Origin of the sequence: Nostoc sp. 'Peltigera membranacea cyanobiont' 232 (assembly GCF_002245985.1) — a bacterium.
In the GTDB taxonomy this organism is placed as follows: domain Bacteria; phylum Cyanobacteriota; class Cyanobacteriia; order Cyanobacteriales; family Nostocaceae; genus Nostoc.
Window position 1 is genome coordinate 45,479 of sequence record NZ_NOLK01000047.1, and the last position, 13,732, is coordinate 59,210.

The window sequence follows — 13,732 nt, forward strand, 5'->3', positions numbered from 1 at the left end:
CAGCAATTTTTTAGTTTGCAAATTCTCATTTATCCGATAGGTAGTTCAACGATAAACTCTATACCTTCACCAGGTTTGGAATGGTATGTAATCTTGCCATGATGATTATTAACCACAATTTGGTAAGCAATCGATAGACCAAGCCCTGTCCCTTTACCGACGGGTTTTGTTGTGTAAAAGGCATCAAATATTTTTATTTTATCTGCGTTTTCTATACCTGAACCATTGTCGGCAACTCTTAAAATAACTTGCTCTCCAATTGCCTCAGTTTTAATTTTAATCACACCAGGATATTGATATATTGTATCAATATCTTTATTTTTATGTGATTCTTCAATCGCATCGATTGCATTGCAAATTAAATTCATAAAAACCTGATTTATTTCACCAGGAAAACACTCAATAAGTGGCAAATCTCCATATTCTTTAATTAATTGGATGGCTGGTTGATGAGCATTTCGTTTCAAGCGATGTCCAAGAATGAGTAATGTACTTTCTAACCCTTCATGCAAGTTAGCTAGTTTCTTACCAGCTTCTCTGTGGCGCGAGAAGTTGTTCAAATATGACACAATTTCTGTGACGCGATCTGTACCAAGTTGCATTGATTTAATAATTTTCGATAAATCATCTAACAAAAAGTTAAGATCGTTTTTTTGAATTGCGGTTTGAATTTCATCTGGGGGTTCAGGCAGATATTTTTGATAGAGATACAGTAAACTAATTACCTCTTGAACATATTGTTGAACAAAATTCAAGTTGCCAGCTATAAAATTGATGGGATTATTAACCTCATGAGCAATTCCAGCTGTCAGTTGCCCTAAAGCTGCTACCTTTTCTGCTTGAATAAGTTGAGCTTGAGTCTGTTGTAATTCGACGTTTTTAGCAATCAAGGTTTTCGTCAAATTTCTCAGCTTGAGGTGATTTTCAATCCGCACTAAGACTTCTTCATACTGAAAAGGTTTGGTAATGTAGTCTACAGCCCCCAATTGCAAACCTTTGACTTTATCAGCCGTTTCTGAAAGGGCTGTCATAAAAATGACTGGAATATCTTGGACACGAGGATTGCTTTTTAGCTGTTTACAGGTTTCAAAACCATCTATACCCGGCATCATCACATCCAGCAAGATTAAATCAGGTAAATCATCATTCTCTAATCGCTGAAGGGCTTTCTCTCCACTGCGTGCTGCCCAAACTTCAAAGCTAGATTGATCCAGAAAGCTGGATAAAACTTGTAAATTTGCAGGGTTATCATCAACGACTAAAATAATTCCTCTAGAAGGAGCATAATTGATAGAATTATTTTGGTTTTCAATAATTGTTTTCATACTGTTTGCACCACATATTTAGTCAAAAAACTGAGAATTAAATCTTCATCAAATTGCCTTGCTAGTTGCCGTAGTTCGTTAGCAAATGGTGCGAAGGTTATGTCTGTTTCCTCAAGTTGATCGGCCCACTTGAGAATGGCATTGAAGTTACCTTTAGTGGCTAAGGTGACTATTTCTTGCAACACTTGGGGGGAAGGAGGGGTTAATTGAGCAGTTACTATTGTTGCTTCCTTAGCTTTTTCCCCATCCGGCTGAGATTGCCTGTAAATCCATACCAAATTTAAGTATTGTTCTAGTTGATGCAATAATTCATCTAATTGTATGGGTTTGCTCAAGAAGGCGTTACCTCCAGCTTGCAGGCTGCGATTTTGGTCGGCTTCAAAAACACTAGCGGAAGAAACAATAATGAATACATCCTGAATTTCTGGAGTCTGACGGAGGCGTTTAATTAATTCAAACCCATCCATTTCTGGCATCAGCAAATCTGTGATGATTAAGTCTGGCTTGAGGGCGATCGCTTTTTCTAAACCTTCTTTACCGTTACTGGCTTCAACGACATTAAAACCCAGTGGTTGCAGTAAGTTTGTAATCACTGTGCGATTCTCCCAGCGATCGTCAACCATCAGGATGGTGTAGGCGCTACCCTCAAAGCCAATGATTTGTTTCTCTGATGCTGCGATCGCAGATTTTACCCAATCAGTTGCTTCGGGAATCTCCAACTCAAACCAGAAGCTACTCCCCTGACCAATCTGACTATTAACATGGATATCAGTACCCATCATCTCTACGAACTGCCGAGTAATCGCTAAACCCAGACCAGTGCCTTCAGCTTGGCGCTTTTTCTCACCTACTTGTTCAAATGGCAAGAAAATTTTGCTCAATTCTGCGGGAGTTATACCAATTCCCGTATCTTCTACGATAAAGCGAAGGCGATGTTTCAGCGTCTGTCCATCACTGGGAGGTCGATCGATGACTTCAATATTGAAAGTAACCTGACCTTGATCTGTAAATTTGATGGCATTTCCCAGCAGATTTAATAGTACTTGACGTAATCTTTTGACATCAACATAAACCCCGATAGGCAAGTCGATCGCAGGTTTATAGACAAACAAAATGCCCTTTTGTTTTGCCCGAATCTGGCATATTTCGACAATTCCTTGGAGAAAGGAGGGGAAATGCACATCAGAAGGATGCAGTTCTAACTTTTTCGCTTCAATTTTGGAGAGATCCAAAATATCATTAATTAAAGTCAACAGATGAGAGCCGCATTGTTCAATAATATTAACGTGATATTGCTCTTGATTCGGTAAAGCTGGAGAACGCAGCAAAATTTGGGCACAACCGAGAATGCCATTTAAAGGTGTTCGCAGTTCATGACTCATGTTGGCTAAAAATTCACTTTTAGCGTGGTTGGCTGTATCCGCCGCAGTTTTAGATTTTTTTAGTTCGCGTTGTTCAAATGCTTGCACTTGCCACAAGACAGTAATCATCGTGACAGTTAATGCACCCACAATTAAGGCGATCGCATCGAGGAATTGCAATCGAGATTCGATATTTTGGCGGGGAATCACCAAAGCTACAGACCAATTAGCGGCTTGCAACGGCAGATAAGCTACATACTTTTTAGTGCCGTCAATTTCCATTAACTCAATTCCCTGTTGTTTGTTTACCATCCTCTGGGCGATCGCATTTAAATTGCGATCGCTCATTTTCAGCAGGCTGGGTGCAGGTTTTTCTAGGGTTGACATCAACGCTGAGTTAGGATGGGCGATCGCTTGTCCTTGAGAATTGAGCGCAAAAGCATAGCTGTTCGTACCGTATTGCAGGGAGTTAACAACCTCTGTAATGCGATCGACTCTCACATTGCCCTGGAAGGCCCCGATTGGTGAACTACTGCTAGCAGAGTTTGACCAAATCGGGGTAGAGATCGCAATTAAAGGAATTCCTGTAGAACGGCTAATAAAGGGATCAGAAATGTTGCTCTTTCCCGCAATTGCCTTTTTAAAGTAGTCTCGATCCCGAATATTTTTATTTGATCGACCAACTTTTGTATTGGAATATGAAGCATCAGGGTTAGCTATTTGGAAAAGGAAAAATTCATTGATCCGCTTGACTTCTGCTTTTAAATACGGTTCTGCCACAGGCCAGTTTAAGGAGCGTACAGTTGAAGTATTAGCCAGGGTTTGTACCTCCACCTGGCGAACATGTAGCCACTCCTCAATTTCAGCAACCCCTCTCTTTACCTCTAAAAAAGCGCTCTGTCTCAAATCTTTGAGCATCATATTTCTAGCGGCTTGATAGCTGAAATAAGCCGAAATGCTAACTACAAGGGTAGTGCCGCCAAGAATAAATCGAATCAGTAAATTTCGCGAGGGATGATTTCCTCTGTTAGCTACAGATACGCTGGAGTTTGCTCGTATCAAGGGTTAACTCCTTAATCGCATAGTTCGGTAAAAAGAAATTCTAGGTTATCTTTAGATTGCCCAAGAAATTACCGATGCTCACAGCTTTTGGTAAAATAAACAATAAATTTATAGGAATGCCACGAATTATAAGTTTTTATCTCAAAATATTCTTTAAAATCAACTAAAGCTCCAATTATTCCTTCTGATTAAGTGTTGGTAACAATTCGTAATTACGAATTACGAATTACGAATTACGAATTACGTTAGCGTTACGCGAAGGAGTCCGCGTATCCCTACGAGGAAGCAAGCTACGAAACGCGATGCGTAGAGAGCATCATTAAGAATTATTTATGGTGTTGGGGGCGGTGGATTAGTAGAATTAGGAACTGGGATAATTGGCACGATTATAGGCTTTGGTTTCTCGGATTGTAGTTGAATCTGGGCTTGATTGCGCCCGTCTACTGCTTGTTGGTAATTAGGCTTGTATTTTATTGCTCGATCGTAAGACGCGATCGCATCTTGAAACCGTTTTAAATTTAAGAGGGCATTACCTCTGCTATACCAGCTTTCAGAATGGTCTGGTTTATAACGAACTGCTTTATTATAAGACGCGATCGCATCTTCGTATTTTTGCAAAATGTATTGTGAGTTCCCCAGGTTATACCAGAGTTGATAGTTTCTTGGCTGAAGTGTTGCGGCCTTATTATAAGCTTTTACTGCTTCTTCATAGCGTTGATTTTGATGCAGCGACCAGCCCAAATTATACCATCCTTGATAGTTACTAGGATTGTATTTAATTACTTGATTAAAAGATTCAATGGCATCTGGATAACGTCGTAAATTTAGTAGGGTATTACCTCTCGAAAACCAGGCTTGATAATAATTTGATTTGTATTGTACCGCTTTATCATAAGCTGCAAATGCATCTTGGTAGCGTTGCAGATTAACTAGCACATTTCCTAAATTATACCAAGCTTGGTCGTAGTCTGGTTTTAAATCAACGACTTTTTGGTAGGCTGCGATCGCTTCTTCATATCGGTTAGAATTCTGTAAAGCTAATCCTTTTTTATACCAAGCTTCATAATTATCTGATTTTAATTCAATCGCTTTTTCATAAGCTTTAATTGCTTGGTCATATTGGTTTAGGTTACTAAAAGCTTCACCCTTAGCATTCCAGACTTCCGAACTTTCGTTATTTAATTGTATGGCTTTGTCAAAAGATGCGATCGCTTCTTGATATCGCTGTAGATTTGCCAATACAAAGCCCCGTCCACTCCAAGCTTCAAAATAATCTGGCTTAATTTGAATTGCTTTATCATACGCAACTAGGGCTTCTTTAGATTTTTTTAATTTATACAGCGTTTTGCCTTGACCATTCCAACCTTGAGCATAATCTGGTCTAATATTAACAGCCTTTTCATATACTTCTAATGCGTCTTGATAGCGTTGCAAATCAAAAAGTGTATTTCCTTGCTTAGATAATTCTATAGCGTTATTTGAATTAATATAATTCAAAATGAATATTGATGCTATTCCACTTACTGTGACTAAAAATATTGTTAGTAAAACTTTACCTAAAATCCCTTTTTTCAGTTGAGGTTTAGTTATATTTTTGGCTGGAGAAATAGGAGTTAACGCTATTGTTTCAGCCGGTGGTAGTGTTAACTCTTTCAGCCCTTGTAATGCTCTCGTTGCTGAAGGATAGCGTTGTCGAAAGTCGTAGCACACCATTTTATCTAAGAATTGAGCGAATTCTGGCGTTACCGTGGCTTTATCGCGCCAGATAATTTCATTAGTCTCAGCATCTTTTACTATTTCCTCTGGTGATAATCCGGTGAGAGCTTGAATAGCAATTATTCCTGTAGCATAGATATCACTGCTTAATTTTGGCGTACCATGAGCTTGTTCCCCAGGTATATATCCAGGCGTACCTATAGCAACAGTACCTTTCGCTGAACCTTCGGGAGTAATCACTTGGGTAGTAATTTGTTTAACTGCACCAAAATCAATTAAGATTAATTTGCCATCTGGGTGTCGTCTGAGGATATTTCGGGGATTAACATCACGGTGAATTACATTCTGTCGATGGACAAATTCTAGAATTGTCAAAAGTTCTTGTAAAAGTGAAATTACTTGCTCTTGACTAAGGGTTTTACCTGGTATTAATTCTTGACTCAGGTCATGACCTTCGATTAATTCCTGTACGAGATAAAATTCGGCATTTTCCTCAAAATAAGCTAAAAGTTGAGGAATGCGATCGTGAGTTCCTAATTTATATAGAACTTGTGCTTCTGTATCAAATAAACGCCTAGCCGTCTCCAAAGTTACAGGATCGTTTGCCTGCGGTTTGAGTTTCTTGACGACACATTGAGGTGAACCAGGTAATTGAGTATCATAAGCAACAAAGGTTTCACCAAAACCCCCTCCTCCCAAGTTACTAATAATTTGGTATCTTCCAACAAGTGTGTTTCCCAGCATCTCGTTTGCCTAGTTAAGTGCGATGCGATCTGATTTCAATCTTGCCACAGGTTAAGGGTTATAGGGGGGAGTGGAGAGTAGGGAGTTAAGAACACATAGCATATTTGGTGTTTCTTTCTTAATTACGAATTACGAACTATGAATTACGAATTAGCATGATTCCTATTAGTGATAATATTCGTTGTTGGAATAAGCCGATTATTACCTATTGGCTAATTGGCATTAATATTGCCGTATTTTTATGGGAACTCCAACTAGAATTTAGTGAGACATTGGGCTATTTTGTCAATAGTTGGGGTGTGATTCCAGCCCAGATTAGTGCAGCAATTACAAATGCTCTCTTTTTCAACTCTGCTGCTTGGATAATTGTAATTTGGCGGGCATGTTCGTTAATTTTTGGAATATTTCTACACGGCAGTTTTAGTCAAATATTGGGAAATATGCTATTTCTGTGGGTTTTTGGCAAGACTGTAGAAAATATTCTGGGACGTAGATGCTATCTCGGATTTTATCTGGCAACTGGTATTATAATAGAAGTTTTACAAATTCTGGCTGAACCAAGTTTGACAGTACCATTAATTGGGGAAAATGGTGCGATCGCAGCTATTTTAGGGGCTTATGTTATGAAGTTTCCTAAAGCTAAAATTGACAGTATTTTGCCGTTAATTATTGTGTATCTCCCGATCCAACTTCCAGCCTTTTTCTATATATTTTGGTGGTTTGTGCAGCAATTATTTTATGGTATCGGCAGTTTAAATATTCCCCCCGTTGGCGTAAACCAATCGGGTGTTATTTTTTGGGGACAGGTTTTAGGTTTAGGGATTGGTGCAGCCTTCATGCGATTGAAAAGATGATTTATTCAGGTATGGGTAGCGACTGAATCGACTTTCAAGCACATAAACAACAGTGTAATTGTCTGTTATCTCGACACGCAGGTAGCAAAATAATCAAATTTAAATTGCTATAACCCTTGATTTTTATAGCCTTTTAGAGAATTAAACAGCCCTGCCCTTTTTAAGCGGGGAATCAGAATCAAAATCTCTCAATTTATCGGGTAATTTCAAGGAATCTAGAACTTTTGAATACCCGTAAGAGGACTTTTCAGATATCCTCTCAACTGCTTCTCTTCTTACCGCATAATTGGACTGCCATGATGATGAACTAAATACCACTTTCCACCAAGAAAGTGAAATATATTTGTAGCTGTTGATTGTGCTTCAAGTCTTCTCCCTGCCACTACTTGGAACACATTTTCCCTCAGCACAACATAAGCAATATTATCACTTAATTCTGTAGCAATTATATCTGTGTTTATTTCGATATAAGCGGTGTTTTTAAATATCTGTTCCCAAGAGATGCGAATCTCCTTCCAACCTCGCAGTATATTACTTCCAGGATGAATACAAAAACTACCAGTTCCTTGTGACCATACTGCACTCATTATCTCAATGTCTTTTCTTTCAAAAGCTCGATAAAAAGCTGCATTAGCCGCTAAGACTTCATCCTTCGTCATAGGTAATCAAATATTAAAAGTTAGGAGTTAAGTAACTCGGCGTAGCTATATTAAGAAATTTAAATGTAGGGTGCATTGTCGCGCAGCGCAACTCACTGCTAACAATTCCAGGTGCGTTAGCCTACGGCATAACACACCCTACTGATAATTTATCTTTCTTTATATACATTGAACTTTTATCGCCGATTTACTTATGAGTTGCTAAATTATAACTCTCAAATTTGACAAATTAGTAATTACAAATGCCTAATACCCAAAGCCCGAAGCTAAATATCATGAAAATTTGACATAGCAGCTATTGCTCAATAGCTGCCTAGCAAGTAATGTGATGAAACCATGACAATACGATCCCGAAAAGGCTTATAAATTCGTAACACAGGCAGAAAACCTATTGAAACCCCTTGATCCCTAGATATGCTTAGTGGTTAATATTGACTTAACAAACACAACTTCTCCGATCCCAAAGAAATGCTAATTTTGGCATAACTAGGAATTGGTTGAAAGTTACCTCAATTTAAAAACAGATTAAAAAACTTAAAACTGGGCAAAACCAGGAGTCAGGAATAAGAAATTCATCTGGAGTGGATGACATTTTACATAGCATTCTTTAACCAGGGGAAATCATTTACCGCTTACACTACTGGAGGCCAAATAAATGGCAAAAGAACGCCCGCCACTAGAGGAGATGACCTTACGCCAACTACGAAGAGTTGCTAGCGAATATAGCATCTCTCGCTATAGCCGAATGCGTAAATCACAATTACTGGCATCAATTTTAGAAGTTCAGCGCAGCAAAACTTCGCTCAGTCCATCTCGTTCATTGGAGGCACAGGAAACCGTGGAAGCAGCTAAGTTTGAATTAGGTCAAGAAGATCGTACAGGTGGATCTCTGGCTGATGTTGATGAAGGACTTGCAGATTTGCCCTCTGGCTATGGTGAAAGTCGGATTGTCCTTTTACCGCGCGATCCTCAGTGGGCTTACACTTACTGGGATATTCCCAATGAACATAAAGAGGAACTGCGCCGCCAAGGGGGACAACAACTCGCACTACGGATTTATGATGTCACCGACATCGATACCGAATACCAAAGCCCCCACAGCATCCAAGAATATCCGGCTGATGAACTAGCTAGAGAATGGTATTTACCAGTTCCAGTTAGCGATCGCGATTATGCGATCGATATCGGCTATCGTGCTGCTGATGGTCGCTGGTTAGTACTAGCTCGTTCTGCTAGAGTACATATTCCTCCCGTCTATCCTTCTGACTGGATTGAAGATGTCTTCATCACTGTCAACTTTGAAGAAGATTTGCGTGCTAAGACTCAGTACGAACTAGTTCCCCCTGCCAAGAAGATTGCAGCTACAGCTACAGCTACCGCCAATGGTAGTAATGCTGTGAATGCCAATGGCAACCCCATCTACGACCAAATCTTTGGTTTAGCCGAATCTGTCGAAGCGCTACGGGTTGCTGGTTCTATCTTCGGTTCGCAACACCAAGTAGCAAGTCCAGAACAAGCCCTTAGCTCTTACATTTTCCCATCTGGTGTGGGTATGTGGGCAGTTCCCACCGGGTCTGGCTTAACAGCCTCCGGTGCCGGAATGTCAGGTGTTGGCTTCTCGGCTTCCGCCGTACCAGTGCGTCCGCGCCAGTTCTGGTTAATTGCCGATGCTGAATTGATAGTTTACGGTGCAACCGAACCCGACGCTACCGTAACCATTGGCGGTCGTCCAATTCAGCTAAATCCAGATGGGACATTCCGCTTCCAGATGTCCTTCCAAGATGGTTTAATTGACTATCCAATTTTGGCTGTAGCTGCTGATGGCGAGCAAACCCGGTCAATTCAGATGAAATTTAACCGTGAGACACCATCTCGAAATACTAACACCAAAGAAGAAGCTGTTGTAGAATGGTTCTCTTAAGTTTTGGTTATCAGATTAACTCCAAACTGAAATTTTAAATTATTCCCCGCTATAGTAATTCTGTAGCGGTTTTTTTTTGTATTATATGTCAGCCAAAAAATTATTTTTGTTATTTATCTTGATAATTGGTACAAGCTTGTTATCAGGTTGTCAAGAGATTGAAGCAAATTCAGTCCCCAAAGCATCTAAAACTTGCCCTGGCAAAGATGCTAAATTCAGTATTGATTTTTTTAAAACCAATAATCAAGGTAAAAAAAATCTCAGAGGTATTAACAATGTAATTATTTTTAATCCCAAATCAGCAGAACTAGATTTCAAAGTGAATGTTGGTCTATCTCATAAACTCTACGCCAAAGACGCTAAAGGTAAACTCCGTAAAGAATACATCCCAAAACAGTTTCATGAACTCATTGGTGATGAAAATGCCAAACTAAATGGACAACTACCAATTGCCGCAATTAATGCCGACTATATAGGTACTGATAATAAACCACAAGGCTTAAATATTTCTCGTGGCGTAGAGTATTCAGGAATATTTAAAAATAAGCGTTCTTCCTTTGGAATATCAGGAGGTACACCCAACCAGCGACAAGCCACTATCCAAACTGGTAGAAGAAAAAGCGATATTCTCAATTACAATTTAGTGGGTGGTAATGGCAGGTTCTATCGTCAGGGTAAGTTTAAAGATATTTGTCAAGATTTGGGAGAATTTGCTTGTAAAAATGCTACCAATCGCTCTCTGGCAGCGATTACCGATGGAGGCTATGTAATCTTAATAGTTAATGACTTGAAAGCTAATTCTGATATTGAATCATCTCAACTTAATCAAGAGTTACTGCCAGATATGTTTGATAATGTCGTAGAAGGCATTGCTAGCAATAACTGTTTAGGTAAAATTCAAGAAGGAATTTTATTTGATGGAGGTATGTCTCCAGGATTGTATTATAACCAGAAAACTTATGTAGAAAATCTTGGGCCAATTGGTTCAGTTTTTTTGATTTACAAAAAATAAAATAGTTGATGACTATTTGAATTTTTACAAATTCTCAAGTTTGTTTGGATTTACCCAACGATTGACAAATTCGTGGTTATGTTTGTATACCTTAATTTGCACTTGCTTAGAACTTAACTGGACTACTTCGGCAGGAATTCTTTGGATATCTTTAGAATCTGCACGAGACTTGTAAAGCCAAATTACTTTTTGCCCTACTTGAAAGTAGTCAGAATTGCTAGTTAAAGAAGGTGCTTTTTCTGCCCAAGAGGGGAAAGCAACTGCTAAATTAATTAAAAGTATTAAGACCACTAGAGTGATTTGTAAAAGTTTTACGCTCGTTGCACTTGTCTTGGATCTGCTGGGGCAGTCAATTTGCCGATCTAACATTTAACTATTCTCCTTCTTTGTTTTATCAAGGTTAAAAGGTAGGTACACTAAAACTACTTTAGGCAACTTAGCATTAGTTTGGTATTGGAATCCTGACAAAACACCTACTTTTATCTCACTAATAAATTTTAGTTTTGATAGCACTAGAGATTAGCGGAGTTAATTACTCAGGCAAAAACTTGTATTAATCACAAGGCAAGTTTGTATTTGTTTAAAGTTCAAATCTCTACTAATTTCAGGATAAAGCAACTTATAGAATAAAATCAAATAGTCTTGTTTGTTAAAACGATAAATTAAATTTATGCCCGATAGGAGTCCAGTCAAAATTTCCGAGCAAAGCCTGCACCGAATGTCCAACTGAATTCTGACTCCTGACTCCTTAATTCTGTTTGATAAAATTGTTTGTGATGCTCTGATTGGCGATCGCAATCTCTATCTCAGGAGTAATAGACGCAGAAGAAGACTTTATCGTAAAACTTGGTAATATATGGTGCTTTATGAACTTTAATCTATATGGCTCAGATTAGAAGCCTATTTGTGGCAAAGCAACCTAATATTGGCATACTAATTCGTGCCCTGCGGCAAGAGTTAAATCTGTCTCAAGAAAAATTTGCCGCCGAGTTTGGTGTTACTTTCCCAACAATTAACCGTTGGGAAAATGGACATGTAACACCTTCTCCTTTAGCAATACAGCGAATCAGTAGCTTACTCAATGAGTTAGGCGAACGCGGGCAAATTATCAAGGCAACATACTTCCGAGAACAAGAGTAACCTTTGTGAGTTCTGAGTGAGAATCGGCCTTGTCACCTGGGAATATGGATGATATATAGGTGACAATGAGAAAATCGTCAAAACAGCAACTTGCCTTTAAAAGACGGTCTCTAACCTTTAAAAAGTCACGGCATTGAGATTTCAACGCTGGATATGACCTTAAATATCTTCAAAAATGACTGTTTAGCAGCATAAACGTCTAATTTAGAGGGTATTTTGACCAAAAACGACCACAGATTTATCCTTTAACCGACGCATGACCAATCGAGAGGAATTAATGAAGAACGAGTCAACGTCAGCAAGCAACGCCGACGTAAATTTCCTTCTCGGCGGAGGTGAAATGGGTGCTAGGATGCGAGAACGGGACTGGTCAAAAACCTCTCTTGGCCCAACACAACAGTGGCCGCAGAGTTTAAAGACTGCCGTGCGGATTATGCTAACTTGCCGCCAAGCGATGTTTGTCTGGTGGGGCGAAGAACTGATAAACCTTTATAATGACGCTTACAAAGCGATCATTGGCGGCAAACATCCAGAAGCACTAGGGCAGCCAGCTTCTGATGTGTGGCGGGAAATATGGGATCAGGTTGGGCCTCGCGCCGAATCAGCAATGCTGAAGAACGAGGGCACTTACGACGAAGCGCTGCTGCTAATTATGGAGCGCAACGGCTACCCGGAGGAAACTTATTATACTTTTTCATATAGCCCGGTTCCTAATGACCAGGGAAACACGGGTGGGATCATCTGCGCCAATACAGACGACACCCAGCGCATCATTGGTGAACGTCAGTTGGCACTTTTGCGCGAATTAGCGGCTAGAACGGCAGATGCACGGACATTCGATCAAGCCTGTACGCTGAGTGCGAATTGTCTAGAGAGCAACCCTTACGACCTGCCTTTCGCAATGATTTATTTGGTCGATCCAGATCGGCAGCAAGTTTTTCTGGCTGGAACGTGCCGTATCGGGCAGAATCATGTAGCGGTTCCTGAAACAGTCGATCTCGATTCTGATTCAGTTTGGCCCTTTGCGGAAGTTATCAGAACCCATCAGGCAAAACTGATTTCTGATTTGGAAGTGTCTTTTAGTAGCTTACCTTGTGGTGTTTGGCAGCGATCGCCCCATCAAGCGATCGCAGTGCCAATTGCACCATCCGGTCAGACAGGAAAAGCTGGTATATTAATTGTCGGCTTAAATCCCTTCAGGCTATTCGACGATAATTATAAAAGATTCATTGATTTAGTTGCAGCTCAAATTGCAGCCAGCATCGCCAACGCCCAAGCTTACGAGGAAGAACGCAAACGCGCCCAAGCATTGGCAGAAATCGATCGCGCTAAAACAGTCTTTTTCAGCAATGTCAGCCACGAGTTCCGTACTCCCCTGACCCTAATGTTGGGGCCATTAGAGGAAACCTTAGCCAATTGTGCCACCCTGCTTCCAGCTAAGGAACAAGAGCAGTTAAAAATGGTGCAACGGAATGGACTCCGCTTGCTAAAACTGGTCAACAGCCTGTTAGATTTCTCACGCATCGAAGCCGGACGAGTTCAAGCCTCTTATGAACCCACCGATCTGGCCACTTTCACCGCAGAACTCGCTAGTGTATTTCGTTCAGCAGTAGAACGCGCAGGGATGGAATTATCAGTCAATTGTCCTTCCCTTCCAGCACCAGTGTATGTAGATCGGGAGATGTGGGAAAAAATTGTTCTTAACCTGCTCTCCAATGCATTCAAGTTCACAATGGCTGGAAAAATCGCGGTCAGCTTGCAGTGGGCAAACGATCGCATTGAGTTCGCAGTCCAAGATACAGGAATCGGCATCCCAGCAGAAGAAATTCCCCACCTTTTTGAACGATTTCACCGCGTTAAAGGGGCGCAAGGACGAACTTTTGAAGGATCGGGAATTGGATTATCACTGGTACAAGAATTGGTGCAAATGCATGGCGG

At 40.2% G+C, this 13,732-nt stretch carries 10 protein-coding genes; 5 read left to right on the top strand and 5 right to left on the bottom strand.

What is annotated here, in order from left to right; translation table 11 throughout:
* Nucleotides 1–29 precede the first annotated feature (29 nt).
* The 3 genes from CDG79_RS17500 to CDG79_RS17510 all read right to left on the bottom strand — a co-directional run bounded on the left by CDG79_RS17500 (nt 30) and on the right by CDG79_RS17510 (nt 6,208).
* On the bottom strand, nt 30–1,325 hold the full coding sequence (locus CDG79_RS17500) for a hybrid sensor histidine kinase/response regulator (RefSeq protein WP_094343263.1): 1,296 nt from the start codon (nt 1,323–1,325) through the stop codon (nt 30–32).
* The gene (locus CDG79_RS17505; RefSeq protein WP_094343264.1) at nt 1,322–3,748 is read right to left on the bottom strand and encodes a hybrid sensor histidine kinase/response regulator; all 2,427 of its coding nucleotides are present in this window, start codon (nt 3,746–3,748) and stop codon (nt 1,322–1,324) included. Before CDG79_RS17505 ends, CDG79_RS17500 begins: the two co-directional genes overlap by 4 nt.
* A gap of 330 nt (nt 3,749–4,078) precedes the next feature.
* Entirely contained in the window at nt 4,079–6,208 is a 2,130-nt protein-coding gene (locus CDG79_RS17510) for a tetratricopeptide repeat protein (RefSeq protein WP_094343265.1), read from the bottom strand.
* Nucleotides 6,209–6,363: 155 nt separating this feature from the next.
* On the opposite strand from CDG79_RS17510, the gene CDG79_RS17515 reads away from it, so the two are divergent.
* Nucleotides 6,364–7,062 (top strand): rhomboid family intramembrane serine protease, encoded by a 699-nt coding sequence (locus CDG79_RS17515; RefSeq protein ID WP_094343266.1) that lies wholly within the window; start codon nt 6,364–6,366, stop codon nt 7,060–7,062.
* A 275-nt stretch (nt 7,063–7,337) separates the two neighbouring features.
* Here the strand turns inward: CDG79_RS17515 and CDG79_RS17520 are convergent, their stop codons facing one another.
* Entirely contained in the window at nt 7,338–7,721 is a 384-nt protein-coding gene (locus CDG79_RS17520; RefSeq protein ID WP_094343267.1) for a nuclear transport factor 2 family protein, read from the bottom strand.
* A 655-nt stretch (nt 7,722–8,376) separates the two neighbouring features.
* On the opposite strand from CDG79_RS17520, the gene CDG79_RS17525 reads away from it, so the two are divergent.
* Nucleotides 8,377–9,642, top strand: a complete 1,266-nt coding sequence (locus tag CDG79_RS17525; protein ID WP_094343268.1) for a DUF4912 domain-containing protein — start codon at nt 8,377–8,379, stop codon at nt 9,640–9,642.
* Between the two features lie 85 nt (nt 9,643–9,727).
* The gene (locus CDG79_RS17530) at nt 9,728–10,654 is read left to right on the top strand and encodes a phosphodiester glycosidase family protein (protein ID WP_094343269.1); all 927 of its coding nucleotides are present in this window, start codon (nt 9,728–9,730) and stop codon (nt 10,652–10,654) included.
* 24 nt (nt 10,655–10,678) lie between these two features.
* On the opposite strand, the gene CDG79_RS17535 is transcribed toward CDG79_RS17530, so the two are convergent.
* Nucleotides 10,679–11,023: a hypothetical protein gene (locus CDG79_RS17535; RefSeq protein ID WP_094343270.1), complete on the bottom strand. Its 345-nt coding sequence runs from the start codon at nt 11,021–11,023 to the stop codon at nt 10,679–10,681.
* A gap of 537 nt (nt 11,024–11,560) precedes the next feature.
* Here CDG79_RS17535 and CDG79_RS17540 point away from each other — a divergent pair.
* Together CDG79_RS17540 and CDG79_RS17545 are read left to right on the top strand one after the other, a co-directional pair.
* Nucleotides 11,561–11,794 carry a helix-turn-helix domain-containing protein gene (locus CDG79_RS17540; protein ID WP_317616591.1) on the top strand — a complete coding sequence of 78 codons (234 nt, stop codon included), beginning with the start codon at nt 11,561–11,563 and terminating at the stop codon, nt 11,792–11,794.
* A gap of 277 nt (nt 11,795–12,071) precedes the next feature.
* Nucleotides 12,072–13,732 (top strand): GAF domain-containing sensor histidine kinase (locus tag CDG79_RS17545; RefSeq protein WP_262985809.1); only part of this gene is annotated, 1,661 nt, incomplete at its 3' end.